General features: G+C 63.5%; 24 protein-coding genes. 12 read left to right on the plus strand and 12 right to left on the minus strand.

From position 1 onward, the window contains the following. The first annotated feature begins 158 nt into the window (after positions 1-158). Positions 159-1220: a Rieske 2Fe-2S domain-containing protein gene (locus tag SO156_RS41810; RefSeq protein WP_498538887.1), complete on the plus strand. Its 1062-nt coding sequence runs from the start codon at positions 159-161 to the stop codon at positions 1218-1220. A 307-nt stretch (positions 1221-1527) separates the two neighbouring features. Here the strand turns inward: SO156_RS41810 and SO156_RS41815 are convergent, their stop codons facing one another. The 3 genes from SO156_RS41815 to SO156_RS41825 form a co-directional block, all read right to left on the minus strand. Beyond that, on the minus strand, positions 1528-2616 hold the full coding sequence (locus SO156_RS41815) for a TRAP transporter substrate-binding protein (RefSeq protein ID WP_458150055.1): 1089 nt from the start codon (positions 2614-2616) through the stop codon (positions 1528-1530). Positions 2617-2808: 192 nt separating this feature from the next. Continuing rightward, positions 2809-3939, minus strand: coding sequence for an Mrp/NBP35 family ATP-binding protein (locus SO156_RS41820; RefSeq protein ID WP_498538888.1), 1131 nt, complete (start codon positions 3937-3939; stop codon positions 2809-2811). A 54-nt stretch (positions 3940-3993) separates the two neighbouring features. Then, on the minus strand, positions 3994-4431 hold the full coding sequence (locus SO156_RS41825; RefSeq protein WP_458150053.1) for a VOC family protein: 438 nt from the start codon (positions 4429-4431) through the stop codon (positions 3994-3996). Positions 4432-4646: 215 nt separating this feature from the next. Here SO156_RS41825 and SO156_RS41830 point away from each other — a divergent pair, with 215 nt between their 5' ends. The 6 genes from SO156_RS41830 to SO156_RS41855 all read left to right on the plus strand — a co-directional run bounded on the left by SO156_RS41830 (position 4647) and on the right by SO156_RS41855 (position 10166). After that, on the plus strand, positions 4647-5516 hold the full coding sequence (locus SO156_RS41830; RefSeq protein ID WP_458150052.1) for an NAD(P)-dependent oxidoreductase: 870 nt from the start codon (positions 4647-4649) through the stop codon (positions 5514-5516). Between the two features lie 23 nt (positions 5517-5539). Next, complete coding sequence (nhaD, locus tag SO156_RS41835) at positions 5540-6817, plus strand: sodium:proton antiporter NhaD (protein WP_498538889.1); 1278 nt, start codon at positions 5540-5542, stop codon at positions 6815-6817. A gap of 148 nt (positions 6818-6965) precedes the next feature. Further along, the gene (locus tag SO156_RS41840) at positions 6966-8561 is read left to right on the plus strand and encodes a sensor histidine kinase (protein WP_498538890.1); all 1596 of its coding nucleotides are present in this window, start codon (positions 6966-6968) and stop codon (positions 8559-8561) included. Between the two features lie 43 nt (positions 8562-8604). Further along, a complete protein-coding gene (locus tag SO156_RS41845) occupies positions 8605-8808 on the plus strand; it encodes a DUF1289 domain-containing protein (RefSeq protein ID WP_458150049.1) in 204 nt (67 codons plus the stop codon). Between the two features lie 22 nt (positions 8809-8830). Next, positions 8831-9343 carry a TIGR02281 family clan AA aspartic protease gene (locus SO156_RS41850; RefSeq protein WP_458150047.1) on the plus strand — a complete coding sequence of 171 codons (513 nt, stop codon included), beginning with the start codon at positions 8831-8833 and terminating at the stop codon, positions 9341-9343. Positions 9344-9497: 154 nt separating this feature from the next. Further along, entirely contained in the window at positions 9498-10166 is a 669-nt protein-coding gene (locus tag SO156_RS41855) for an outer membrane protein (protein WP_458150046.1), read from the plus strand. A 62-nt stretch (positions 10167-10228) separates the two neighbouring features. Here SO156_RS41855 and dusA read toward each other — a convergent pair whose 3' ends face one another. Beyond that, on the minus strand, positions 10229-11227 hold the full coding sequence (gene dusA / locus SO156_RS41860) for a tRNA dihydrouridine(20/20a) synthase DusA (RefSeq protein WP_498538891.1): 999 nt from the start codon (positions 11225-11227) through the stop codon (positions 10229-10231). Between the two features lie 593 nt (positions 11228-11820). On the opposite strand from dusA, the gene SO156_RS41865 reads away from it, so the two are divergent. Next, positions 11821-12327: a MarR family winged helix-turn-helix transcriptional regulator gene (locus SO156_RS41865; RefSeq protein WP_498538892.1), complete on the plus strand. Its 507-nt coding sequence runs from the start codon at positions 11821-11823 to the stop codon at positions 12325-12327. Between the two features lie 19 nt (positions 12328-12346). Here SO156_RS41865 and SO156_RS41870 read toward each other — a convergent pair whose 3' ends face one another. The 8 genes from SO156_RS41870 to SO156_RS41905 form a co-directional block, all read right to left on the minus strand. Continuing rightward, complete coding sequence (locus SO156_RS41870; protein WP_498538893.1) at positions 12347-13993, minus strand: ATP-dependent acyl-CoA ligase; 1647 nt, start codon at positions 13991-13993, stop codon at positions 12347-12349. A gap of 11 nt (positions 13994-14004) precedes the next feature. Next, positions 14005-15162 (minus strand): ABC transporter substrate-binding protein, encoded by a 1158-nt coding sequence (locus SO156_RS41875; RefSeq protein ID WP_458150042.1) that lies wholly within the window; start codon positions 15160-15162, stop codon positions 14005-14007. A gap of 54 nt (positions 15163-15216) precedes the next feature. Further along, on the minus strand, positions 15217-15999 hold the full coding sequence (locus SO156_RS41880; RefSeq protein ID WP_458150041.1) for a cyclase family protein: 783 nt from the start codon (positions 15997-15999) through the stop codon (positions 15217-15219). Positions 16000-16032: 33 nt separating this feature from the next. Continuing rightward, positions 16033-17274 (minus strand): SDR family NAD(P)-dependent oxidoreductase, encoded by a 1242-nt coding sequence (locus SO156_RS41885; RefSeq protein ID WP_498538894.1) that lies wholly within the window; start codon positions 17272-17274, stop codon positions 16033-16035. Continuing rightward, positions 17271-18449, minus strand: coding sequence for a thiolase family protein (locus SO156_RS41890; protein WP_498538895.1), 1179 nt, complete (start codon positions 18447-18449; stop codon positions 17271-17273). The genes SO156_RS41885 and SO156_RS41890 overlap by 4 nt, the downstream gene beginning before the upstream one ends. Positions 18450-18472: 23 nt before the next feature. Beyond that, a complete protein-coding gene (locus tag SO156_RS41895; protein WP_458150038.1) occupies positions 18473-18901 on the minus strand; it encodes an organic hydroperoxide resistance protein in 429 nt (142 codons plus the stop codon). Between the two features lie 35 nt (positions 18902-18936). Then, positions 18937-19719 (minus strand): aspartate/glutamate racemase family protein, encoded by a 783-nt coding sequence (locus tag SO156_RS41900; protein ID WP_498538896.1) that lies wholly within the window; start codon positions 19717-19719, stop codon positions 18937-18939. A 251-nt stretch (positions 19720-19970) separates the two neighbouring features. Next, positions 19971-20315 carry a hypothetical protein gene (locus SO156_RS41905; RefSeq protein WP_498538897.1) on the minus strand — a complete coding sequence of 115 codons (345 nt, stop codon included), beginning with the start codon at positions 20313-20315 and terminating at the stop codon, positions 19971-19973. Positions 20316-20329: 14 nt separating this feature from the next. On the opposite strand from SO156_RS41905, the gene SO156_RS41910 reads away from it, so the two are divergent. Genes SO156_RS41910 through SO156_RS41925 form a run of 4 tightly spaced genes read left to right on the plus strand, consistent with a single transcriptional unit; the run spans position 20330 to position 25041 of the window. After that, positions 20330-21478, plus strand: coding sequence for an ABC transporter substrate-binding protein (locus SO156_RS41910; RefSeq protein ID WP_498538898.1), 1149 nt, complete (start codon positions 20330-20332; stop codon positions 21476-21478). Between the two features lie 43 nt (positions 21479-21521). Then, a complete protein-coding gene (locus SO156_RS41915) occupies positions 21522-22565 on the plus strand; it encodes a branched-chain amino acid ABC transporter permease (protein WP_458150034.1) in 1044 nt (347 codons plus the stop codon). Beyond that, positions 22562-24331, plus strand: coding sequence for a branched-chain amino acid ABC transporter ATP-binding protein/permease (locus tag SO156_RS41920; protein ID WP_498538899.1), 1770 nt, complete (start codon positions 22562-22564; stop codon positions 24329-24331). The genes SO156_RS41915 and SO156_RS41920 overlap by 4 nt, the downstream gene beginning before the upstream one ends. Continuing rightward, positions 24328-25041, plus strand: coding sequence for an ABC transporter ATP-binding protein (locus SO156_RS41925; RefSeq protein ID WP_498538900.1), 714 nt, complete (start codon positions 24328-24330; stop codon positions 25039-25041). The genes SO156_RS41920 and SO156_RS41925 overlap by 4 nt, the downstream gene beginning before the upstream one ends. Positions 25042-25721 lie beyond the last annotated feature (680 nt).

Raw genomic sequence — 25721 nt, forward strand, 5'->3', positions numbered from 1 at the left:
CCCTATCACGTCAATTTCTCGCTGGTCGGCGGGATGTGGCGCGACGGCGACAAGACCGTCCTGGAGTTCGTCGGCAGCGGGGCTCAGACAGTCGAGGTCCGGGAGACACCCGAGGAGATCCTCAACATCCACCTCGGTACATCTGGGGCGTCCGCTTCGTGAATCCGGTAACGAACACGGCCGGCATCGACGCAACTCCGGTGCCGGCCGATTTGCGAAAGGTCGGTTCGCACCCCGATCATTGGTATCCCGTGGCCTGGTCGGACGAAGTGAAACGCGGGTGCGCCTTCGCTTCCTGCTTTGCCGGCGAACCCATCGTCATCGTTCGCACGGAAACCGGCGATCTGTTCGCACTGGAAGACCGCTGCGCCCATCGGCAGGTCCCTTTGTCGAAAGGCGTGGTGAAGGATCGTCACCTGCACTGCTGCTATCATGGCTGGAGCTACGACGCGTCCGGCCGCTGCATCGATGTCCCCTATCTCGGCAAGGAGAAACTCCCGAACGGCGTCCGCGCCTATCCCAGCTGCGAGCGGGACGGTATCGTGCTGGTCTGGCCCGGACGGCTTCCGGCCGAGCCCCCGCCCGCAACTTTGGGCGCTGCGGCCGATCTCAGCTACAAGACGCGCCGCTTCGGCCAGATCGTCAACTGCCACTACACGTTCATGCACGAGAACCTGATGGACATGAACCATCAGTTCCTGCACCGGCGAACGACAGGCAAGGTCGGCCCGCGTTATCTCGGCAAGCGATCCGGCGAGGGCTGGATGGAGCTGAACTACAGCTTCCGTCGCCCCGGCGAACGGGCACCGATCGGCGAGAGCATGATCGTGGGCCACCTGCGCTCCGCATCGGCGGCACCGCGCGATCTCATGACGATCCGGACCGAATACCCGCACCAGTCCTTGCGCCTCTGGACGTCTGGCGAGAAGCCTGTCCTGCACGTCTGGCTCGGCTATACGCCGGTTGATGCCGGTCAGCGCAAGAACAGGACTTTCATCGTGCTATCGGTGTTGCGGCCGAGAATTCCAGGCTTGCTCGAGATCGTCTGGCCGTTCCTTTGCAAATTCACGGATCGCGTCTTCGACGAAGACCGTGAAATCGTCGAGATGGAACAGGTCGCCTACGACGCCCAGGGCGGCGATTGGAACCAGGAGGTGTTTCCCGCAATCCGTGAACTGAGAGAACTGCTCGCATGTCAGGGATTGCATCACGCCCGCTAGCGCAGGCGGCATAAATTTCGGATTATTCGATAATCACCTTTTGCCACTGTTTTGCCCGACGAGTCAAACGGTTTTGCGGATCGTCGAGAGTCTCGCGGAAAGCGCTGCATATCGCGCGCCTGTCGCCGGTTGCACGGGTGATCGCCGCTTCCTGCCGAAAAAGGCCCAACGTGTGGTCCCCTCGCCACCCGTCTACTGTGCATGGGGTTGTTTTTCATATTTTTGCTTGGGCACTCGCAGGCGCCAAAGAAAAAGCCCGGCCTCGCGAACGAAGCCGGGCTCTGCCGTCTTGCGACGCTTCGAAAGATCAGCCGCGGGTGCGCGAGCGGATCATGAAGCTGTCGTAGGTGTATTCGGCGACCTGCCACCACAGATATTCGTCCGAGCGGTAGGCCTGCATGGCGTCGATCGACTTCTTGAAGTCGGGGTTCTTGGCCGAGATCTCGGCCCACAGCTCGTTGGTCGCCTTGAGGCAGGCCTCGAGCACTTCGTTGGTGAAGGGACGAAGCTGGGTGCCGCCGGCCACCAAGCGCTTCAGCGCAGCCGGGTTCTGCAGGTCGTAACGCGCGGCCATCCAGCTGTTGGCGTTCGCGGTCGCGTTGGTCAGGATCGCCTGGTAGTTCTTCGGCAGCGCATTCCACTTGTCCAGGTTGGCGAAGGCGTGGACCATCGGACCGCCCTCCCAGAAACCCGGATAGTAGTAGTACTTGGCGACCTTGGCGAAGCCGAGCTTCTCGTCGTCATAGGGGCCGACCCACTCCGCCGCGTCGATGGTGCCCTTCTCCAGCGCCGGATAGATGTCGCCGCCGGCGAGCTGCTGCGGCACCACGCCGACCTTCTGGAGCACCTGGCCGGCGATGCCGCCGATGCGGAATTTCAGACCCGAGAGATCGGCGACCGTCTTGATCTCCTTGCGGAACCAACCGCCCATCTGCGTGCCGGTGTTGCCGCAGGGGAAGCCGATCACGTTCGCCTTCTTGAAGAACTCGTTGCCGAGCTCGGCGCCGCCGCCCTGGTACCACCAGGAGTTCTGCTGGCGCGCATTGAGGCCGAACGGCACCGAGGCGTAGATCGCCCAGGTCGGGTCCTTGCCGACGTAATAGTAGGACACGGTGTGGCTCATCTCGACCGTGCCGTTGGAGGTCGCATCCAGCGCCTGCAGGCCCGGAACCACTTCGCCGGCCGCGAACACCTGGATCTGGAACTTGTTGTCGGTCATCTCGGCGACGTACTTCGCCAACTGCTCGGCGCCGCCATAGATGGTATCGAGCGATTTCGGAAAGCTCGACGTCAGGCGCCACTTCACCTCGGGCGAGGACTGCGCAATCGCCGGCGAGGCCACCGCGGTCGCCGCCGCCCCTGCTGCCGACACTTTCAAGAAATCACGACGCTTCATCTTCAGGTCTCTCCTTGCTGGGGCGTTTTCCCCGACGTCTCTTTTGCCGCCGCTAGTCTCGGCGATGCGTGATGGCCGCGTCGAACCGAAGGCGCTTGACTGTCGCGGCCTTTAGCACGGAAGCTCAGCTTTCGGAACGCGACAATGGCATGACGGAACTGTACGAAAGTCGCATGCCTCGAGGGGAAGGCTTTAGCCTGCGGAAATTACGGATTTGAGCTGGTCCCGGATCTGGCCCGCGATGGCGCGATAGATCGCCGCATGGGGCCCGTCCGGCTCGCTGTCGACCACCGGTTTTCCGGCATCCGAGGTCTCGCGAATCGCCATGTGCAGCGGGACCTCGCCCAGGAACGGGACGGCGAGCTTCTCGGCCTCGTGTCGCGCTCCGCCATGGCCGAAAATGTCCGATTTGGTGCCGCAATGCGGGCACTGGAAATAGCTCATGTTCTCGACGATGCCGAGCACGGGGACGTTCACCTTCTTGAACATGGCAAGGCCCCGACGCGCGTCGATCAGCGACAAATCCTGCGGGGTCGAGACGATGACCGCGCCCTTCAACGGCACATTCTGCGCGAGCGTGAGCTGCGCATCGCCGGTGCCCGGCGGCATGTCGACGACCAGGACGTCGAGCTTGCCCCACTCGACGTCGCGCAGCATCTGCGTCACCGCCGACATCACCATCGGACCGCGCCAGATCATCGCGGTCTCTTCCTCGACCAGGAATCCGATCGACATGATCGACAGACCAAAACGCCTCAGCGGAATCATCTTCCGCTCCTCGTTCAGCTCGGGCTTTTCGTGCAGGCCCGTCAGCCGCGGCACCGAGGGACCGTAGATGTCGGCATCGAGCAGCCCGACCTTGAGGCCGAGGTCGCGCAGACCAAGCGCGAGGTTGAGCGCGGTGGTCGACTTGCCGACCCCGCCCTTGCCCGAGGCCACGGCGATGACGGCGGAAATGCCGGGAATCTCGGACTGCCGCGACATCGGCGAGGTGCCGCCCTGCGGTGGCCGATGGGCATGGGCCGGCTGCACCCCAGGTGCACCGCGGCTCGGCGGCGGCGGTGGTGCGCTCCCCGGCTTGCGCTCGGCGGTCAGCGCCACCATGGCCGTGGTGACGCCGGGAATGGCACGGACGGCGGCCTCAGCCTCGGCCCGAACCTGCTCCCAGGCCCGTGCCTCCGCGGCATCGACATTGATCGAAAAGAACACCTTGCCGTCACTGGCGCTGATCGCGCTCAGCACATTGGCATTGGTGAGCGCCACCCCGCGCGGCGACTTGATCCGGCTGAGGCTGTCGAGAACCTGTTGCTGCGTCACGCTCAAAGCGCATCTCCTAAAGTCACGATGCGACCCATTAGAGCGGAAACGCCCAAAAGGCTACTGCCTGCCGATATCGCCGGCCGTCTCGACCGGGGCCGCCGCCCCCTGCTCCTTGGCCGCCTCGTAGTTCAGCTCGATCATGACCCCATTGGGGTCGTGCACGAAGATCTGCCAGAGGTCGCCGCCGGGCACCTGCCGGGAATCGAATTTCATCCCCTTGCCGCTCAGCCGCTGCCTCATGCCGTCGAAACCGCGGCTGGCGAAGGCAACGTGATGGACAACGCCTGAATCGGGCTTTTGAGCCTCGTCCGTCACGGAAATGTCGACGAGGTGCACCACCGGCTTGCCCTCGCTGTACATCCACGCACCCGGGAAAGCGAAATTGGGCCGCGGGCCGTTTTCGAGACCCAGCACGTCCGAATAGAAGCGGATCGTCTCGGCCAGTTTCCGGGTCCTGATGTTGAAATGATCGAGCACCCCGACGCTCACGGCCATGCCTTCACTCCCTTTTTCTTTATGTCCTTGTCCGCTCATCCTAGCACAGGAGACCTTCAAACGAAGCCGTTGCCCTCCGGCCTCAAGGGTTTATGGTGCGCCCCCGATCCGCCCTTTTTGGGCGGAACCGCCAAAAACCCGCGATCGTGTGGGCCGGCTGTCTCAAAGGCCGGTCACAACCGCAAGAACGCCCAAGCACAAGCAAGGTCACCCATATGGCTAAAGTCGCTTTCCTCGGTCTCGGCGTCATGGGCTTCCCCATGGCTGGCCACCTCGTCAAGAAAGGTGGCCATGAGGTCACCGTCTACAACCGCACCGCGGCCAAGGCGAAGGAATGGGCAGACAAGTTCGGCGGCAAGACCGCGCCGACCCCGAAGGCGGCCGCCGAGGGCCAGGATTTCGTGATGTGCTGCGTCGGCAACGACAATGACCTGCGCGCGGTGACGATCGGTCCCGACGGCGCGTTTGCCGGCATGAAGAAGGGCGCGACCTTCGTCGACCACACCACCGCCTCCGCCGAAGTCGCGCGCGAGCTTGACGCGGCTGCCACCAAGGGCGGCTTCAAATTCGTCGACGCCCCCGTCTCCGGTGGACAGGCCGGCGCCGAGAACGGCGTCCTGACCGTGATGTGCGGCGGCTCCGCGGACGCCTATGCCGGCGCCGAGCCGGTCATCGCGGCCTATGCGCGGATGTGCAAGCTGCTGGGGCCTGCGGGCTCCGGACAGCTCACCAAGATGGTCAACCAGATCTGCATCGCCGGTCTCGTCCAAGGCCTCTCCGAAGGCATTCACTTCGCCAAGAAATCGGGCCTCGACGTTGCCGCCGTGATCGACACCATTTCCAAGGGCGCCGCGCAGTCCTGGCAGATGGAAAACCGCTACAAGACCATGAACGACGACAAGTACGATTTCGGCTTCGCCGTCGAATGGATGCGCAAGGACCTCTCGATCTGCATCGCGGAAGCCCGCCGCAACGGTGCCAACCTCCCGGTAACCGCGCTGGTCGATCAGTTCTACGCCGAAGTCGAGAAGATGGGCGGCAAGCGCTGGGATACGTCGAGCCTGCTGGCGCGGCTGCAACGCTGATGGCCGTTTAAAGCAGACCTGTCTTGCTGATCGCGATCGCCGCCATCTTCGTCATTGCCTACGTGGCGATCGCGCTCGAACATCCGCTCGGCATCAACAAGAGTGCGGCCGCGCTGATCGGCGCGGTTCTGCTCTGGACGGTGTACGCGGTCACGATCGGCGACCACACCCTGGTCGGACATCAGCTCGACGAATCCGTCGCCGCGACGGCGCAGATCGTGTTCTTCCTGATCGGCGCCATGACGATCGTCGAGGTCATCGACGCCCACAACGGCTTCGAGGTCATCACCTCGCGAATCCACACCACGAGCCAGGTTCAGCTCATGTGGCTCGTCGGATTCGTGACATTCTTCCTGAGTGCGGTTCTGGACAACCTGACGACCACCATCGTCATGGTCTCGCTGATCCAGAGACTGATCGCCAGGCGCGATGACCGCCTGCTGTTCGCCTCCCTCATCGTAATCGCCGCGAATGCCGGCGGCGCCTGGACGGTGATCGGCGACGTGACCACGACCATGCTGTGGATCGGCGGACAAGTCTCGCCGGTGAACATCATGGGCGCGGTGTTTCCGGCTTCGATCGCCAACCTGCTCGTGCCGCTCGCATTCATCAGCTTTTCGCTGCGGGGCAAGGCGATTGCGCCGCCGCCGAAGGAAGACCGGCTGCAAGGGATCGAGCTGTTCGAGCGCAACCTGATGTTCTTCCTTGGGCTTGGCGTGCTGATCGCCGTGCCCGCCTTCAAGACGCTCACACATCTGCCGCCCTTCATGGGTGTTCTGCTCGGGCTCGGCATCGTCTGGCTGGTCGGCGAGATCATCCATCGCGACAAGGACGAGCACGTGCGGAAGCCCCTTACGCTCGCGCATGCGCTGACCCGGATCGACATGAGCTCGATCGTGTTCTTCGTCGGCATCCTGCTCGCGGTCGCCTGCCTCGAGCATGCCGGCCTCCTGACGATGCTGGCGAGATGGCTTGAAACCACGATCGGCCGCCAGGACATCATCGTCGTCCTGCTGGGCCTGCTCAGCGCCATCGTCGACAACGTGCCGCTGGTCGCCGCGACCATGGGCATGTACGACCTCGCGCACTACCCGCCCGACACCTTCATCTGGGAGTTCATCGCCTATTGCGCCGGCACCGGCGGCTCGATCCTGATCATCGGTTCGGCCGCCGGGGTTGCCGCCATGGGGCTCGAGAAGATCGAGTTCTTCTGGTACGCCCGCCGTATCGCGGGACCGGCGCTTGCCGGATATCTGGCCGGGGCCGTGGTCTATATCGTGCAGCACGCAGCAATGCACTGAGCCGGCCATTCGCCGCAGCTCGACACGTCGAATTAACTCCCCGTTAACGCAATTCTTTAGCTCCTTAAGTCAGCTCTTAAGGATTTGTTGCCAGAGATAGAGAATGCAGAAGGCCCGCGTCGGCGTGGGCAGGAATTCGTGTTGCTTGATGAGTAACCCCGCTGAAAAGCCCGAGGTCGTACAGCTTCCGGCCGAGCCGGCGAGCGTGCCATCGGCGAGTAGTCGCCGGGCTGCGGCGCAGCGGGTTCGCGAGGCACGCGACAAGTTAACGTCGACCAGCGGAACACGGCCCGCCTTCGACAGCGAAATGCTGCGCCAATATGCGCAGACGCGGCTGTCGGCCTCTTACGTCGTGATGTTGCTCGTGGTCGCGACCGGCCTGCTGTTCGGGCTCTGGATGCAGCCGGTTCCCGCGGCGCTCTGGACGGTCGGTATGCTCTGCGTCCACGCTGCCATGATCCGGAGCTGCCGCCGCTATCTTGCCGAGCCTACCTCACCCACGATCACCCGCAAATGGCGCACGCGATTCGTCGTGCTCGACCTGCTCTACGGCCTGTGCTGGATGGCGATCCTGATCCATCCCGTGTTCGACGTCGTCACGGAAACGCTGATGATGTTCCTGATGCTGCTGGTGATCGCAGTGTCGAGCATGCTGGCCGCTAACTTGCCGATTGCCGCGCTTGCGGCCACCGCGCCCGTTGCAGTCGCGATGGCGTTGAGCTTTGCGATAAGCGGCTCGCTGGACAATTACATCCTGGCGGCGCTGTCGCTCGGCGCCGAAGGCTATTTCGTGCTTCTGGCGCACCGGCTGCACTCCTCGACCTTCGCAACGCTGGAAGCGCGCGCGGAGAAGGACGCGCTGATCGGCGAACTCGAACAGGCCAAGGCAATTTCAGACGAGGCGCGGCACCGCGCCGAATCCGCCAACGTCGCCAAGTCGCGCTTCCTCGCGCAGATGAGCCACGAGTTGCGCACGCCGCTGAACGCGATCCTCGGTTTCTCAGAGGTGATGAAGAGCGAGATTTTTGGCCCGCATCAGGTCGCCGTCTACAAGGAATATTCCGCCGACATCCATAATTCCGGTGTACATCTGCTCAATCTCATCAACGAGATCCTCGACCTGTCCCGGATCGAGGCCGGCCGTTACGAGCTGAACGAGGAAGCGGTGTCGCTGGTGGGCATCGTCGCCGACTGCCATCATCTGATGAAGCTGCGCGCATCGAGCCGTGGCATCACCATCCACGAGGTCTATGAGCAAGCGATGCCGCGGCTGTGGGCCGACGAGCGAGCCATCCGCCAGGTCGTGCTTAACCTCTTGTCCAACTCGATAAAGTTCACCCCGCAGGGCGGCGAGATCTGGTTGAAAGTCGGCTGGACCGCTTCGGGTGGGCAATACCTCTCGGTGAAGGATACCGGCTCGGGCATTCCCGAAGACGAAATCCCGGTCGTTCTCGCCTCCTTCGGCCAAGGCTCGAACTCGATCAAATCGGCCGAACAGGGCGCAGGCCTCGGCCTTCCCATCGCCAAGAACCTGATCGACATGCACGGCGGCACGTTCACGCTTAAATCGAAACTGCGCATCGGCACCGAGGTGATCGTCACCTTCCCGCCGGAGCGCGTGATGAGCGCGCTTGCACCGATGACGGAAGAGGCTCCGCCGCTGCAGCCCGACGGCTCCGGTGTCACGGACGAGAGACGCCGGCCACGCCACAAGCCGATCATGAGTGCAGGCACGGGCTCCTGAGAGATGCTTGCAGAACTGCCCAGCGATCCTTCATTATGCGGGAATGAGCAAAGACACTCCGTGCGTCGCCGTATGCATGATCGATCCCAAGACAAAGCTGTGCTTCGGCTGCGGCCGCACGCTGCCGGAGATCGCGCGCTGGCACGCCATGGAGCGTGCGGAACGGCTTGCCCTCATGGCGCAGCTTCCGGCGCGCATGGCGAATGCTGGACTTTCACCGATCGGTTCAGCGCCGAAATCCGCCTGACGCCGGGAAACGGAGGTGCGCGATGAGCCGCCTCTTCCTGGTGCTGTTCCTGTTGACCGCGACCGCCGGCGCCGTGGTCGCCTACAGGGACCCCGAGCAGGTCGCTCGCGCCAGCGACACCGTGTCCGATCTCATGCGCCACCGCACCAGCCTGAAGACGCGGGCCGTCGAAGTCCAACGCGGCCGCGGCGGCGAATTCGCGCTGCAGGCGCGGATCAACGGCGTGCCTGCGCCCATGGTGGTCGACACCGGCGCGACCTCCGTCGTGCTTACCTATGAGACAGCGAAGGCAGCGGGCCTCCCGCTGGAACTGCTCGACTATAACGTCGACGTCGAGACTGCCGGCGGCCGCACCAAAGCGGCGCGCCTGACACTGGATCGGCTCGCGATCGGCAAGCTCGTCGAGCGCTCGGTGCCCGCACTGGTGGTGCCACACGGCACGATGAAGACCAACCTGCTCGGCATGACTTTCCTCGACCGCCTCGAGCGCTGGGAAGTCCGCGCCGACCGCCTGATGCTGCACGGCTACCCCTAGGCACAAACGACGTGGCCCGACCACCGAAAGATCGCGGGTGTGTCATTTCCATCTATTTACAAACCGTCCAGTCGGTTTATAACAAAGTCTCATCCCGGATCGGGGTTGGACAAGCGCTGCGTTCACGACGCGGCCCAGTGGGAGATTGAGAGTTATGAATGCCAGAGCCGCACGACGTCGCACGGTTTGCGCCTTGCCCTTTGCCGTCGCGCTGACCGCAGGCGGCGCAAGCGCCGCTGATCTTTCGGCGCGCTATGCCGCGCCGGCTTCCGCCTACACGGCGCCTACGCCGGCCTATTCGTGGACGGGCCTTTATGCCGGCTTCAACGCCGGCTACGCCACGAGCGGCGATGACGCCTACAACAACCTCGTCGGCACGAGCGGCGGCAAGGTCAAGGGCGCCGTCGGCGGCGTCCAGATCGGCTACAACTACCAGCTCTCACCGATGTTCGTGGTCGGTATCGAGAACGACTTCGAGGGCGGCGACATCAAGAATCACGACGCGCTCAACAGCGCCGCCGTCAGCGTGCCCTGGTATATGACGGGTCGTGCCCGCGCCGGCATCGCCACGATGGACTCGCGGCTGCTGTTCTTCGGGACTGCAGGTCTTGCCACCGGCGAATTGAAGGACGGCCCGATCAACAAGATGAAGATGGGTTGGACCGCGGGCGGCGGCGTCGAATGGGCCTTTCTGCCCAAATGGTCGGCCAAGGCCGAATATCTCTACACCGAGTTCAAGCACGACGATCTGCAGGATTGGAATGCCGCAAAATTTCACAGCTTCCGCGTCGGCGTGAACTATCATTTCGACCTGTTCCGCTGACCGAACGACGAGGAGCCGGATCGCCGATCCGGCTCCTAGCCTTCAACATTCAGAGGGTGTCGCTATTCCGCAGCTTCCGCCACCGCACGATCGCTGACGCGCGCGATCGCATCACGAAGGACGTCGAGCCCGGCCCCTGGCCTCACGCCATGCTCGGCGAGATGGCGGCGGAAGGCACGCGCGCCAGGCACGGCATGGAACGCGCCGACGAAATGGCGCGTGATGGCGTGCAGTCGTGTGCCCCGCGCAAGCTGCTCCGCGATGTAGGGCATCATGGCTTCAAACGCAGCCTGCATCGTCGCATGCGGCGCGACCTCACCGAAGAACTCCGGATCGACCGCAAGCAGCCGCCATGGATCGTGATAGGCGCCGCGCCCCAGCATCACGCCATCAACGTGGGCGAGATGTGCTTTCGCCTCATCGATGCCGGAGATCCCGCCGTTGATGATGATGGGCACGTTAGGCATTGCCCTCTTGAGGCGATAGACGCGATCGTAGTTCAGCGGCGGGATGTCGCGGTTCTCTTTCGGCGACAGGCCGTTGAGCCAGGCTTTTCGGGCGTGCACGATCAGCGCGTCAGAGCCTGCCGCGACCACCGCGCGCGCCAGCCGATCGAGTGCAACTTCCGGATCCTGATCGTCGATGCCGATGCGGCACTTCACCGTCACGGGCACGCGCACGGCGCGCTTCATCGCATCGATGCAGGTCGCCACCAATTCCGGCTCGGCCATCAGGCACGCACCGAAGCGGCCGTCCTTTACCCGGTCGGATGGGCAGCCGACGTTGAGGTTGATCTCGTCATAGCCGAAGTCCGCACCGATCTGTGCCGCGAGCGCAAGCTCGCGCGGATCCGACCCGCCAAGCTGGAGCGCCACCGGATGCTCGGAGGCGTCGAATGCCAAGAGCCGCGCCCGGTCGCCATGAATGACCGCGCCGGTCGTCAGCATCTCCGTATAAAGCAGCGCGCGCCGCGTCAGATGACGGTGAAACACCCGGCAATGCCGGTCGGTCCAATCCATCATGGGAGCCACAGAAAAGCGATAATAATCTTGCGACTTCAACCGGTTAACTCGCCCTCCCAATCCGTCAGTGAAACCACGAAGGTGTTCGCTTGGAGCTGACTATTGGAATCTCTTCGTGCGCATCCATCGCGCAAAAGCGCTTCCCGTTCAACCGGAATAGGGATCGAGTCGATCCAGCAAGAGCCAAGCTGATCACACGTTTAGCGACGAGATCGATCGGCATCGCGCGTCGGCGTATATTTGTCCAACACCTCAACCGCCGCTTCAAATTGGACACGCAGCTGACCGGATCAAATAATTGCAACGACATCTGGCGCGACATCGAATCGAAGCTCGCGCACGTCGGCGTAAGACGACGGCAGTCACCTCGGTCTCGACGGGAGCACTGTGTCCAGTTATTTTAATCATAAAATATTTGGCCAGGCCCGGGATACAAAGCGTTTCTCGGCGGCTCTTCGGAGATGGCCACCTTCGTTGCGAATTTCTAGCTAAAGATCGCAAATCCGGCCACGGGCGACCCGAGCGGCGGCGGTCCGCCTGAACCTTGAATTTACTTTTGGCACAAACTATTCTGCTCAAGCATTCACGAAGCCGTCAGCGTTCGACAGGCAAAAGCTCCCAGGAGATTCGATTTGGCACTGGCAAAGGAGTCCCCGCCCGTTTCGACCAAGAACGGGGCCGATCCGGAGGCCGATTACAGGGCCCAAACACGGCTCTGGCTCCGGCTGCTGGCGTGCACGACCCTCATCGAGGGCGAGCTGCGACGCCGGTTTCGCGAGGAATTCGATTTCACGATGCCTCGCTTCGATGTTCTGGCCCAGCTCGACCGCGAGCCGAGCGGACTGGTGCTCGGAGAGCTGCCCAAGCGGCTGATGGTGTCCGCCGGGAACCTGACGCCAATCGTCGAACGCCTGACCGAGGACGGGTACATCACCCGCACGCCATCGACGCTTGATCGCCGCGTGCAGATTGTCTGCATGACCGTCGAGGGCCGAAAGGCTTTCAGGCGCATGGCGAAGAGCCATGGCTCATGGCTCGCGGAACTGCTGGCGGGATTCCCAGCTGACAGGCTCGACGGCTTGATCGGGGAGCTCGACAAACTCAAGGGCGTCGTTAGAGACTCGCTGGAAAAGCCGTGAAGCCACGTGGCATCAGTGGCTAACGCCGCACTTTGACTCCTGCCGCCTCGCGATCCCACGTATCGGTCGTCACACCCGCGTCGCTCAGTACGCCCTTCTTGATCTTGCCGTTCTCCGTCAGCGGCATCTGGCTCACGATCCGCACGTAGCGGGGAATGGCAAAATAGGCGATCCGCCCTTCGCAATGGTGGATGATCTCGACCGGCTCGAGCGATTGATCGGGCTCAAGCAGAATAGCGGCGGCGACCTCGTCTTCGCCCAACTCCGACGGCAGCGGATAAATCGCGCAGGCTGCGACCGCGGGATGGGACTGGATGGCCTGCTCGACCTCCCATGAAGAAATATTCTCACCACGCCTGCGGATCGAATCCTTCATGCGATCGATGAAGCGATAGTGCCCGTCCGGATCGCGGACCACTCGATCGCCCGAGTGGAACCACAGGTTTCGCCAAGCCTCGACCGTCTTCTCCGGCATGCCGAAATACCCGGTCGCGAATGCAAAAGGCTCTTTGGCGCGAAGCAGCAGCTCTCCCGCCTGCCCGTCAGGAAACTCGGAATCGTCGGCATCGACGATCCGGGCTTCGATACCTTCGGCGAGATATCCCATCGTCCCCGGGCGATCAGACGGGATCACGCCTGCGAACACGAAATTGGTCTCCGTCGATCCGTAGCCATCGACCAGGGGCACGCCGAACCGTTCAAGAAACGGCCCGTGGATTTGTGGGGGCACGCCGCCGCCGAGCGCAACGCGAAGCCGATGCGCTACGTCGCCTTCGGTCCTCGGCTGCGCCAGCAGCATCGATGCCATGGCTCCGAGCAGATAGCCGACGGTCGCATCGTGCCGTCGCGCGGCAATCCAGAACCCGGAGGCGGAGAATTTGGGCTCCAGCACGTAAGTGCATCCGTTCAGGACGGCCTGATAGAACGCATTCAGCGCGTTGGTGTGGAACAGCGGCAGCGTCGTGAACAGCACATCGCCCTCACGGATGCCCAGTGCCCGCGCCGAATAGATGCCCCACCAGAACAATTGCGCCTGCGGACAGCACACGCCCTTGGCGGGGCCGGTCGTGCCGGACGTGTAGAGAATGGCCACGGTGTCGCCGGGACGTGCGATACTGGCAGTCGCTCGGTCGCCGAGAACGGGCAGCGGGACTGGCGAGATCTTCGCGCTGTTTGTCTGGGCGGCGGTCCCGATCATCCAGACCTGAGAGGGAAGCTCGACGTCCGCTTCGACCGTGTCGATCGCGGCAAGGAACGGCGCTTCAACCACCAGGAGCGAGGGACGCGAATTGCGGAGGATGTGGGAGAGCTGGAAACCGCGCAGCGCCGTGTTGATCGGCACCACGATCGCGCCGAGCCAGGCGCATCCGAGATAGATCTGAAGAAATTCCGGCCGGTTTGAGCACATCAGCGCGACCCGATCGCCGGGCTTGATCCGGGCGTCCGCGAGGATTTGGGCAGATGCTGCTGCAATCGCCGCGGTCTGTGCGTAGGTCCAGCGCGTCTCCCCCGAGACCAGCAGGACATGGTCGCCGTAGCGTTCGGCCTGTCTCGTAAGGATGGTGGAGAGTATCCGATCGGACGATGGAAACAGTTCGACCGCGCGAGCCCAGGCCGGCGCCTCGCCCCCCTGCCCGACCCCTGCCTGCACGTTGCCCTCCGTCATATGCGCCTCGCTCAGGGCAGCAGCTTATATTTTCCGTCTTCGATCTGAACCAAAATGCGCGCACGATCGTCGACACCGTGCCGATCCGCCGGCATGTAAGTATAGACGCCTTGCGTCCCTACCACATTCTTGGTCGTGAACAGAGCCTCGCGCAGCGCGGTGCGGAATTCGGGCGTGCCCGGCTTGGCGCCGGTCGCGACCGCCCGCTTGGCCGCATCGACGAAGACCAGCCAGCCATCGAACGAATAAGAGGAGAATGAGTCCGTCGGCATCTCGCCATTCGCCTTCTCGAAGGCCGCCCGGAAATCCAGGGCAACCTTTTGGATCGGATTGCTGGCCGGAAGTTGCTCGGCAGCGGTCACCGGCCCGGTCGGGCAGATGATGCCGTTTGCGGCCTTGCCTGCCAGGCGCAGGAAATCAGCGCTTATGAGCCCGTGATTGCCATAAAGAGGCCCCTTGTAACCGCGCTCCGACAGAGCGATGACCGGCAATGCACCGGGCGTTCCGGTGCCGCCGAGCATAATCGCATCAGGGCGAGCGGCAAGCGCGCGCAATACCTGGGCAGTCACCGACGAATCGGATCGTGCATATCGCTCGTTCGCGATGACCTTGATGTCCGCCGCCTTGGCACTTTGCGAGAGCGAGTCGTACATGAGATCGCCGAACGCGTCGGAGAACCCTATGAAGGCGACGGTCTTCAGCCCGCGTGCCTTCATATGATCGACGATGCCCTGGACGAGGAGCGGCGTCGGTTGTGGCGTCTGCACCACCCAGGGACCGCCGTCGCCGGCCGGCACCGGCGCGATCGGGGACACGGCGATCATCGGGATCTTCATCTCGATCGCCGCCGTCGCCATCGCGAGCGTCTGGGGTGCGCCGGACGTGCCAATGAGGATATCGACCTTCTCCTGCTCGACCAGCTTGCGGGCGTTGCGCGCCGAGGCCGTCGGATCGGAGCCGTCATCAAGCTGGATGAGACGGAGCTTCTCGCCGCCGACCTCGTCGACATACGCCTCCCCAGCCGCGATTCCCTTCGCGTTCGGAATCCCGATCGACGACACTGGCCCGCTGAGGCCGGTGACGAAACCGACCAGGATCTCCGCCTGCACGGCTTGGGGAACAACGAGGAGCAGCGCGGTGGTGGCGAGCAGGCTCTTGATGACGTTCATGCACTTATCTTTCGTGAGCGGTTTCTTCTTTTATGCAAGCGCCATCTGCTCGCGTCAGCTCGACGCAACCAGCGCGATGACCCGAAGCGGGCTGCCGGAGCCGTTTTGTATCTTCAGCGGTGAGGCCACGATGACAGCGCCGGTGGCGGGAAGCTGGTCCAGGTTGCAGAGGCACTGCAAACCGTAGCGCCCCGCGCCGTGCAGGAAATGATGCGCCGGATAAGGCGGCTCGAAATGGCCGGCCTGCCCCGCATCGGTGCCGATGGTTTCGGTGCCGAAGCCGATGATGCCGCGCTCCTCTACCAGCCATTTCATGACGGCCGGGTTCGGGCCCGGTGTGTGCGCGCCGTCATCCCTGAGGCTGGAGTAATCGCGCCAACCCTTCTTCGACCAGTCGGTGCGTAGCAGAACCCAGTGACGCTCGGGAATGCGTCCGTTCTTTGCCTCCCAGACTTCGACAAGCGGGACCGTCAGCAGGAAGTCCGGATCCTTCGCCGCCTCTGCGGAGCAGTCGATGACGCAAGCCGGCGCGATCATGTCCTTTGACGGCATAGTGTCGACGGCATTGTTCGGCAGATCCTTGCCGGTGAACCAATGAATGGGCGCGTCGAAATGCGTGCCGGTGTGCTCGCCGAACGTCACATTGTTCCAGTACCAGGCCGGACCGCGACCATCGTAACGCGAAATCTCCTGGATGCGGACTGGTGCCGCCTGCCCAAATTCCGGCGGCAGCACGATGACCGGAAAATCCGGACTTAGCGTGAAGGTCAGATCGACGACGCGCACCGCGCCGGAAGAAATCGCACCTGCCAGCTCAAGGAGATTTTTGCTTTCCATCGTCACGTCCTCCGGCTTGGTTGAAATCCCGGTTCACCTGTCGAGCTCGCGCTCGAGCGCTTTCGGATTGGCTGCGAGACGTTGCCGAATCTCTTCGGCGACATCCCCGACATACATCTCTTCGAGTCCGCCCCGGAGCCCGGACACGATCGCCTGGGCGACGGCTCGCGGCGCGACCTTCGGCGGTGGAACGGTCTGGAACCACTCGGTGTCGACGGGCCCGGTGAATAGGTTCATAACCTTGATGCCGCCGGGGCGTAGCTCCGCACGAAGGCAGTGCGACAGCGACAGGCACGCGGCCTGTGAGGCCGAGTAGGCTCCAAAGGCGGGCCAGTTCGCGAGCGCATAGACTGACAGGATGTTGACCCATGCGACGCTGTTGTTGATGCCGTCGGCGCCGCGCATGCGCATGGCGGGTCCAAAGGCCTGTGCGAGATTGATGAAGCCGAGATAGGCCTGATCGATCTCGTCCCGCGCGATGCTCGTGCCCCTGCGGTCGAGCAGGCCGCCCGGCCGCACATGTTCCGTCGTGTTGACGAGGATGTCGACCTTGCCGCCTATGTCTGCGGCAAGATCGGCGGCAGATTTTTCGTCGGCAGCATCGAGCGTGACGACCTCGACCCCATCCTGCTCGCGCAGCAGTTTTTCACCGGCGAAAGGCCGCCAGGGTTCGGCTACGCCAACGAACACGGTCTTCGCGCCCGAGACCTTCAGGGCTGCGACGGCTTCCTGGCCGATCACGCTGCGGCCGTTGGTGACGAGCACCCGCCTGAATTTTGGATCGGCCGTCATTTCCCGCCACTGTCTGTCGTCTGCCATATTGGGAGTCTCTGCCTCGGGTCGGGCAAAGGCCACGGCCTGCCCGCTCTTGTCGATTTGAAGCGACATGCGCACCGGGGCGCCCTCGACGCAGCCGGCATGGAGATGCGCAACCATCGTCGGACCGACGTCCATCTTGACGAGGCCGATGCGCCAGGGCACCCGCTCGCGGAAGTAGACGTCGCTCGGCACGCGCGCCGTCGTCTCTGCCAGCAGGGTGCCGCGACGCGGCGCATCGACAAACGCAAGACCGGCCGACAGGCAGGCGGGGCACGCCTCGCGCGCCGGATACGCGAAGGCACCGCAGCCCTCGCAGCGCTGGAGCATGAAGCGTCCTTCGGCGGCAGCGCGCGTGAACCCGTGCGATGTTCTGCTGCGCGGCCGCGGCGGCGATGTAGGAAGCCGCGTCCGCAGCAGCGGGTTCTTGCGCCGGGGCGGCTCAATCGGATCGATCATCGCGAAGGCCCTGCAAAGATCGCGGCACCCGAGGCCAGGCCGCGGTCATAGTTGATCATACCGAATCCCGAGGCCAAACCGAGCTTTGCATCCTTCACTTGTGTGGGACCCGCTGCTCCCAGGACCTGCCGCAGCCCTTCGACGAGACCGAGATAGGCGCCGGCTGCGCCGGCCTGCCCGACCGACAGCTGTCCACCCGAGGTATTGTGCGGGAAGTCGCCGTCAATCGTGAGATCGTGCTGGCGCACGAATTCTGCGCCCTCGCCCTTGTCGCAGAAGCCGAGATCCTCGAACTGCATCATCGTGATGATCGGATAGTCGTCATAGGTTTGGACGATATCAAGATCGTCAGGCCTAACGCCGGCCATCGCGTAGAGCTCACCGACGTCCATTGCCCAGCCGCCCCTCACCTGCATCTCGTCGTCGGCGAAGGCGTTGTGCCGCTCGATCGTCGACAGCAATCGTGCGGCCGGCAATCCCAGCGATGCCGCGGTCTCGTCCCGCATCACAAGGAAGGCCTCGGCACCGGCGCAGGGCATGACGCAATCAAAGAGATGAATGGGATCGGAAATCGGACGGGCCGCCAGATATTGCTTGATCGTCAGCGGCGTCTTCATCAGCGCGTGCGGGTTGCGCAGCGCGTTGGCGCGCTGGGCGACCGCGATCCTGCCAACATCCTCGCGCGTGATGCCAAACGTCCGCATATAGTTGCGCGCAATCAGCGCGAAGCTCGCATTGGCGCCGCCCGCACCATAGGGATAGACAGCATCCTGGTTGAACCGCGAGAAGTTCTCGAGCGTCAGGCGGAAGGAATCGACGTGGTTGGTGTCGCCGGCCACGCAAGCCACGATGTCGGCATCGCGCGCCTGCACCGCGCGTGCGGCCTTCCGCAATGCGGCGATGGCGCTGGCGCCGCCGAGCGGGATGGTGTCCAACCATCGCACGCACAGTCCGAAATGCTGCGTCAGTCCAATTCCGCTGTCAGTTCCCATGGTGAAGCTCGAGACGCACAGACCGTCGATGTCGGAGGCTTTGATGCCGGCCTGCGCGACGAGCGCGCTCAGCGCGCGGCCGATCCACCATTGCGCGCTCTCGATGGAATAGCGCAAATAGGGTATCGTGACAGGCGCCGCCATCACGATTCCGTCGTAGGGTGTGCGCAGCGAATTTTTCACCTGCCGCCTGCCTTTGACCCGCCTCAGATCACCGTCAGCTTGACGTCGATATTGCCGCGAGTCGCGTTCGAATAGGGACACCGCTCGTGCGCTCCTGCGGCGATTTGCTCCGCCACCGGTTTCTCGATCCCGGGCAGGCAAACCTTCAGTTCGACTGCGAGCGCATACCCGACAGGCACCGGTCCCATGGCAACCTTCGCAGTGACCGAAGGCTCGGCAGAGGGAACGATCTTCCGGGTGCGCGCCACGAGCTTGACCGCGCCAAGGAAGCACGCGGCATAGCCGGCCGCAAAGAGTTGCTCCGGATTGGTCCCCTCGCCGCCCGGTCCGCCCAGCGACTTCGGCAAGGACAGCGACACCGACAGCAAGCCATCCGCGCTCGCGGCCTTGCCGTCGCGGCCCCCCATCGCCGTCACCTCGGTCTCGTAAAGGATCTTTTCGGGTCTCATCATATCTTGCTCTCCAGACTTGACCGGCCCTTCCGGCGCTAACGCTTGTTGCGCGCAAGCAGCGCCCGAAAATCGTCACGAGCGAGTGCGCTGGCACGCTTGAAGCTCGGCCCGCGGCTCGGCTCGGTGCCATTGAGCCGCCTGAGTTGCACCCACATCTCGGCGCTCTTCAACGCCACCGCGGCGCAATTCACCACCGGCGCGTGCCCGACCTTCAGACCGTGCTCCCGCCCAATCAGCAGGCCCGGCAGCACACCCGCGGGTATCACCACGTCGGCACCGCGCTCCACCAGCGGAAGGGCGCAGGTCATGAAATCCTCGATCATCCGGGCATGGGCGGCCTGATCGCCCGCGAACGCGCCTGCGAAATCCTCGGGCTTGCAGCCAAGGCCCGTCACGTGGACGACGCGATCACCGAGGCCGTAACGTTCAGCCTGCTCGTAGTGCCAGACCTCGAAGACGGGATCGAGTGTCACGAGGCCGAGGCGCCGGCCGAGTTGCGAGGCCGCAAGCAACGTCGCCTCGCCGGTCCCGATCACGGGAATGTCGAGCGTCGAGCGGAGTTCGTAAAGTCCGGGATCCTGGAAATGACCCATCACGAAGGCGTCGAACCCGCCCTCCTCGGCCGCGATGCCGTTGTCGATCGCTTGAACGCCGCAGCGCAATTCGGCGAGCCGTCCGAACTCGCGGTCCGGCGGCGAAATCCCTTCGACATGCACCGTCGTGCCGTGCGCTGCGATCGTGTTGAGGTATTCCGACAGCAGCGCCATGTAGGGCGCGTTGACGCTCGCATCAACGAAGCTTTGCCAGAAGATGCGCATCGTCCTTCTCCTCGAGTGGCTCATCGGAGGATCGGTTTTCGGTAGTCGACAATATATTTCAACCATAAACTAATTGACCCGTCAAATGTGCGCGACAACGGCAACGGACCAGGTCGGCCGCGAACGGCAGTGTCGCCCTCTTCTGAGGTCCAAGATGCCTTGGAAGTGGCGGAGCCTGACAAAAATTGTATGCAGCAACATTTTTTTCTGACAGCCCCGTGACACGTGTTGACGGCCCCACCGGGAATACTTTAGGCTTTAAATAATCCACCGGCCCGCGCCGGCGGCAAGGCAACGATGTTGCAGGGCACCGATTTTGAGAATCTCGATCGCGTGGACAGTCGTCGGGCTTGAACAGCCGGCAGCAGCATCGCCGGCCGCGCATCGCGATCGCTCATCTCTGCATCAGTCGGCCAGTGATCTCCGCCCAGGCGCCCAACGTTCGCGCGGCCTGCGTCGCCATGGCTGCTGACGTTTCCGCCCAGCAAGCTCATCGTCATCGCGCCCGGCTCGGGCGCCGCAACATCCCTTTCAATCGGTTCTTTTGCAACCGGAAGCCCCTTACCGGCTTTCAGGCATTGATGCCCTGCACCCATGGAGGAGAACGCGAATGCGCAAGACTCTGAGCTTCCTCGCACTTGCTGTCGGCGTCCTAGCGGCGCCAGCCGCGCGGGCCGACATCACCATCGGCTTTGTCACCTCGCTAAGCGGCAACGGCTCCTCGATCGGCATTCCCTACGGCCGGGGCATCAACGCCGCCTATGAATACAGGAAGACGATCGACGGCGAGACCGTTCGACTGATCCAGCTTGACGACGGCTCCGATCCGTCGGCCGCGACGCGCAATGCGCGCAAGCTCGTGGAAGAAGAGAAGGTGGACCTCTTGATCGGGACCGCCACGGCGCCGTCGACCATTGCCATGGCAGCGGTAGCGAGCGAACTGAAGGTGCCGATGATCGCGGTCTCGCCGATCGGCAGACTACCGGAATCGCCGGAGCAATGGGTCGTCTCAGTGCCGCAGCCCGCGTCCCTCCTCGTCAAGATCGTGGCCGACCGCATGAAGCGCGACGGCATGAAGAACATCGGCTACATCGGGTTTTCGGACGCGTGGGGCGATCTCGTCTACAATGGAGCCAAGGCCGCCGAGGCGATTGACGACATCAAGGTGCAAACCAACGAGCGCTATGCCCGGACCGACACTTCGGTGACCGCGCAAACCCTTAAAGTGCTCGCCGCACGGCCTGATGCTGTACTGGACGGCGGGTCGGGTACACAGGGCGCGCTGCCCCTCCTGAGCCTTGCCGAGCGCGGTTTCAAGGGCAAGACCTACGGCACGGTGGCGCTGGTCAATCCGGACTTCGTCAATGTGGGCGGCAAGGCCGCTGAGGGCATTCAGGTCTCCGCCGGCCCAGTGATCGTAGCCGAGCAGCTTCCGGACGAGCACTTTGCCAAGAAGATCGCACTCGATTTCCGCGCCGTGTACCAGAAGACCCACAACATTCCGACCACCGACGGCTTCTCCGCCTACTCATTTGACGCCTGGCTGATCTTCGCCAACGCCGCCGAGCGCGCGCTCAAGATCGCAAAGCCCGGGACGGCTGAATTTCGCACAGCGCTGCGAGATGCGATCCTGAGCACCAAGGAGCTCCCGGGCGTACACGCCGTCTACAATTTCAAGCCCGGTGCGGTGACGGGCGTCGACGAGCGCTCCCTGGTCGTGGTGCGTCTGACCGGCGGCGCCTGGAAGTACGCGCCGTAGTCGATAAGCGGCTGGCGGATAAAACGGGAGAACGGCGTCTCACATGACGAGCGACATCGCAGCCATTCTTGCGATCGACGGGATCGCCACCGGCGCAATCTATGCGCTGGTGGCAATCGGGACCGTCCTCATCTTCACGGTGACGCGGGTCATCTTCATCCCCTTCGGCGACATCGCCGCATTTACCGCTCTGACACTTGCAGCGCTCGACGCGAAGCGCTTTCCCGGCACGGGGGCGCTCGTCGTGATACTGGCCTGCCTTGCGACCCTGATCGAGATTCTCTCGTTGCTGCGCGCCGGCGAACTCCGGATGCTGCCACGCGCGCTACTCTTCTACCTCGTGCTGCCATTGGCCGCAGTTGGTACCGTGTGGCTGGTGATGCGCATCGATCCGCCCCTTGCAGTGCGGCTCCTGCTCGCGCTGATGCTGATCACGCCGATCGCGCCGCTGCTTGACCGGATCGTGTTCCGCCCGATCGCGGATGGAACGGTGCTTCTGCTACTGACGGTCTCCGTCGCGCTGCATTTCGCGCTGGTCGGTCTCGGCCTGCTGTTCTTCGGCCCTGAAGGGGTCCGAACCGAGCCGCTGACCTCGCTCTCGACGGAATTCGCCGGCGTCCTGATCTCGGGCCAGACCATGCTGATCGTGATCGCCGCAATCGTCTTCAGCGGCCTGCTCTATCTCTTCTTCGACTTCTCGCTGGTCGGCAAATCCCTGCGCGCGACGGCCGTGAACCGAACCGGCTCCCGGCTGATGGGAATACGCCCGGCGCGGGCCGGCACCATCGCCTATCTCCTGGGCTCGCTGATGGCCGGCGTATCGGGAATCCTGATCGCGCCGGTGAACACTGTGTTCTACGATTCCGGCTTCCTGATCGGCCTCAAAGCGTTCGTCGGCGCCATCGTCGGCGGCATGACCAGCTATCCCGGAGCCGCGATCGGCGCCGTCGGCGTCGGCATTCTCGAAAGCTTCGCATCCTTTCAGAGTAGTGCTCTGAAGGACGTCATCGTGTTCTCGCTGCTGATTCCGATCCTGATCTGGCGGTCTCTCGCCTCGCTGCATTCCGAGGAGGAGATCGAGGAATGACGCGCTTTCAAGTTCAGCTCGCGGCAGTGGCGGCGGTGGTGTGCCTTGCGGTCGCACCCTTCGTGCTCAGCCCCTTCAGCATTACGCTGATGAACTACATCGGCATCTATTCGCTCGTCGCCATTGGACTTGCGCTGCTCACCGGCGTCGGCGGCATCGTGTCGTTCGGGCAGGCGGCCTTCGTGGGCGTTGCGGCCTATGCCACGGCCTGGGTCTCCGCGTTGAACGGGCATTCGCCCTGGCTTGGCCTGGTATTGAGCGTTGTGCTGACCTGCGGTGTCGCAGCCGTTCTCGGCGTCGTCACCCTGCGGCTTCAGGGCCATTTCCTCTCGCTCTCGACCGTCGCATGGGGCCTTGCGATCGGCTTCCTGTTTGGCAATGTCGAGGGGCTTGGCCGCTTCAACGGCATCTCGTCGATCCCGCCGATCAACTTCGGCTCGTTCGCACTGGTTTCGAGCGTCCAGATCTTCTTCTTGATCTGGGGGATTGTCGCCGCGGTCCTCTTCCTCGGTTACAACCTCCTGGATTCGCGGCTCGGCCGCGCCATGCGGGCGCTGCGCGGCGGCAACACGCTGGTCGAGAGCCTCGGCATCAATGCCTTCCAGATCAAGCTCGTTACCTTCGTGATCGCGGCCTTCCTTGCCTCGCTCTCCGGCTGGCTCTATGCCCATATGAGCCGCTTCATCAGCCCGGGTCCGTTCGATGCCGGCATGGGCATCGAATATCTAATGATGTCGATGGTGGGCGGCGCCGGCAGCCTGCTCGGCGGCGTCGTGGGGGCTGCCATCGTCACGCTGCTCAAGAACAGCGTGCAGGACTATCTGCCGCTGATCGCCAAGGGCGCGTCCGGACAGCTCGAGATCGTCGCCTTCTCCGCACTGTTCATCCTGTTCCTGCAATGGGCGCGGCAGGGTATCGTGCCCTTCGTTGCGCGCTTCCTGCCGAAGATTCAGCGCGAGCGACCGCCGCCGGCACCGCCCCTGCCTCGCCGCATGCGGCCGACGCCAGGCGAGTTGCTGCTGAAAGTCGATGGCGCCGAGCGCCGGTTCGGCGGCCTGATCGCCGTCAATAAAGTCAGCTTCGAGGTGCGGTCAGGCGAAATTCTCGCCGTCATTGGCCCGAACGGCGCCGGCAAGAGCACGATGTTCAACTGCCTGACCGGCGCGCTCCGGGTCAACAAGGGCGAGATCGTCTTTGCAGGGCGCCAGATTACGCGCGACGCGCAATCCCGCATCGCCAAGGCCGGCATCGCGAGGACGTTTCAGCACGTCAAGCTGAGGCCGCGCATGAGCCTCCTGGAGAACGTGATGCTCGGCACCTACGCCCGCACCAGCACCGGCCTGCTTTCCGGTGCCTTCGGCCTAAACCAGCGCGAGGAAGCCAGTGCACGGCACGAGGCCTTGATGCAGCTCGAGCGCGTCGGGCTTGGCGACAAGCCGTTCGAGCTCGCGGGCAATCTTCCCCTCGGTAATCAGCGCATACTGGAGATCGCGCGCGCGCTCGCCGCAGACCCCTCCTTGCTGGTGCTGGACGAGCCGGCAGCCGGCCTGCGCCGGCAGGAAAAGTTGAGGCTTGCAGAGCTCCTGCGCTCGCTGCGGGCGGATCACCTCACCATCCTCATCGTCGAGCACGACATGGAATTCGTGATGTCGCTGGTCGACCGCATCGTCGTGCTCGACTTCGGATCCAAAATTTGCGAGGGCGCACCGAGCGCGATCCGCAACGACGAGCGGGTGCAAGAGGCCTATCTCGGAGGCGTCGCGTGAGCGAGATGTTTTCCATGACCGATGTAACGGTCTGCTACGACAACGTCGAAGCCGTCCGCAACGTCTCGCTGTCGGTCGAGGAAGGGCAGATCGTCACCGTCATCGGCCCGAACGGGGCCGGCAAGACCACGCTCCTGATGGCCGCGATCGGACTGCTCGCGTCGCGCGGCCGCATGATGTTCCAAGGCGGCGACATCGGCAGGATGTCCGTCGAGGACCGCGTCGAGCGCAGGCTATGCCTCGTTCCGGAGAAGCGCGAGCTGTTCTCCGAGATGTCGGTTGCCGACAACCTACTCCTGGGCTCGTATAGCCTGCGCGACCGCTCGGGCGTGCAGAAGACACTGGATGAGGTCTATGATCGCTTCCCGCGGCTGAAGGAGCGGCAGCGACAGGCCGCGGGCACGCTCTCCGGCGGCGAGCGCCAGATGCTCGCGCTCGGCCGGGCCCTGATGGCGAAGCCGAAGCTCTTGATGCTCGACGAGCCAAGCCTCGGTCTCGCACCGCTGATCGTGCGCGAGATCTTTCGCACCATCGCCTCGCTGCGTGATCTCGGCGTGTCCATCCTGCTGGTCGAGCAGAACGCGCGCGCCGCGCTCGAGACCGCCGACTACGGCTATGTGCTGGAGACCGGCGAGATCGTGCAGTCCGGCCCTGCCAAGGATCTGATCCACGATCCCCGGCTGATCACCGCCTATCTCGGCGGACACTGAAGACCAGGTGCGGCCTGAGGCTTTCGGGGACGCGCCACCAAATATGTCGAAAACAACCCCATGCAAAGTAGCCGACCGCTGCTGACGGAGTATCTTCGTATTTTACGAAATTACGTTGACACGTCGGGCAAATCAGGGGCATAATGTCATGATCGCAGGCCGTGTACTCATAAGCCCGTCTGGGTCGCACGGCGAAGCCTATGTCCGCTTTGCCCCGGCTGCTTCAGTTCATCGCGTAGCTCTCGCCATCAGACAAACCGGGACACCGTTGATCGCAGCCTGCTCGAACGTCTCCCAACCGAGACGCGCATAGAGGCTAGCGTGCCAGCAGAGACAGCCCGACACCGATTGCAATCAAGAGCATCATAACGAGTGTCGGCCGCACAGATGTTGGCGCGCCGGGTCGGAACGTCCGCAGTGTGGTGGCTACCAAAGAGAATAACAAGCTTGCGTTCAAGCGAGAGGCTGATCGCAGCTTAGCAGAGTCCTTGGTGGGACTTAGCACAAGCGGCACGCCCCCCAGGATGCGCAGCAACCCGCGCAACCACCGAACCCCCAGCCACCATACCCCCAGCCATCGAACCCGATGTCGTCATCGAACCCGATGTCGAACCCGCAGCCGCCGCAACCGCAACCACGGAAGCCACGGCAACCACGGAAGCCACCGCAACCTCGGATGC

It is taken from the genome of Bradyrhizobium sp. UFLA05-125 (genome assembly GCF_059803515.1).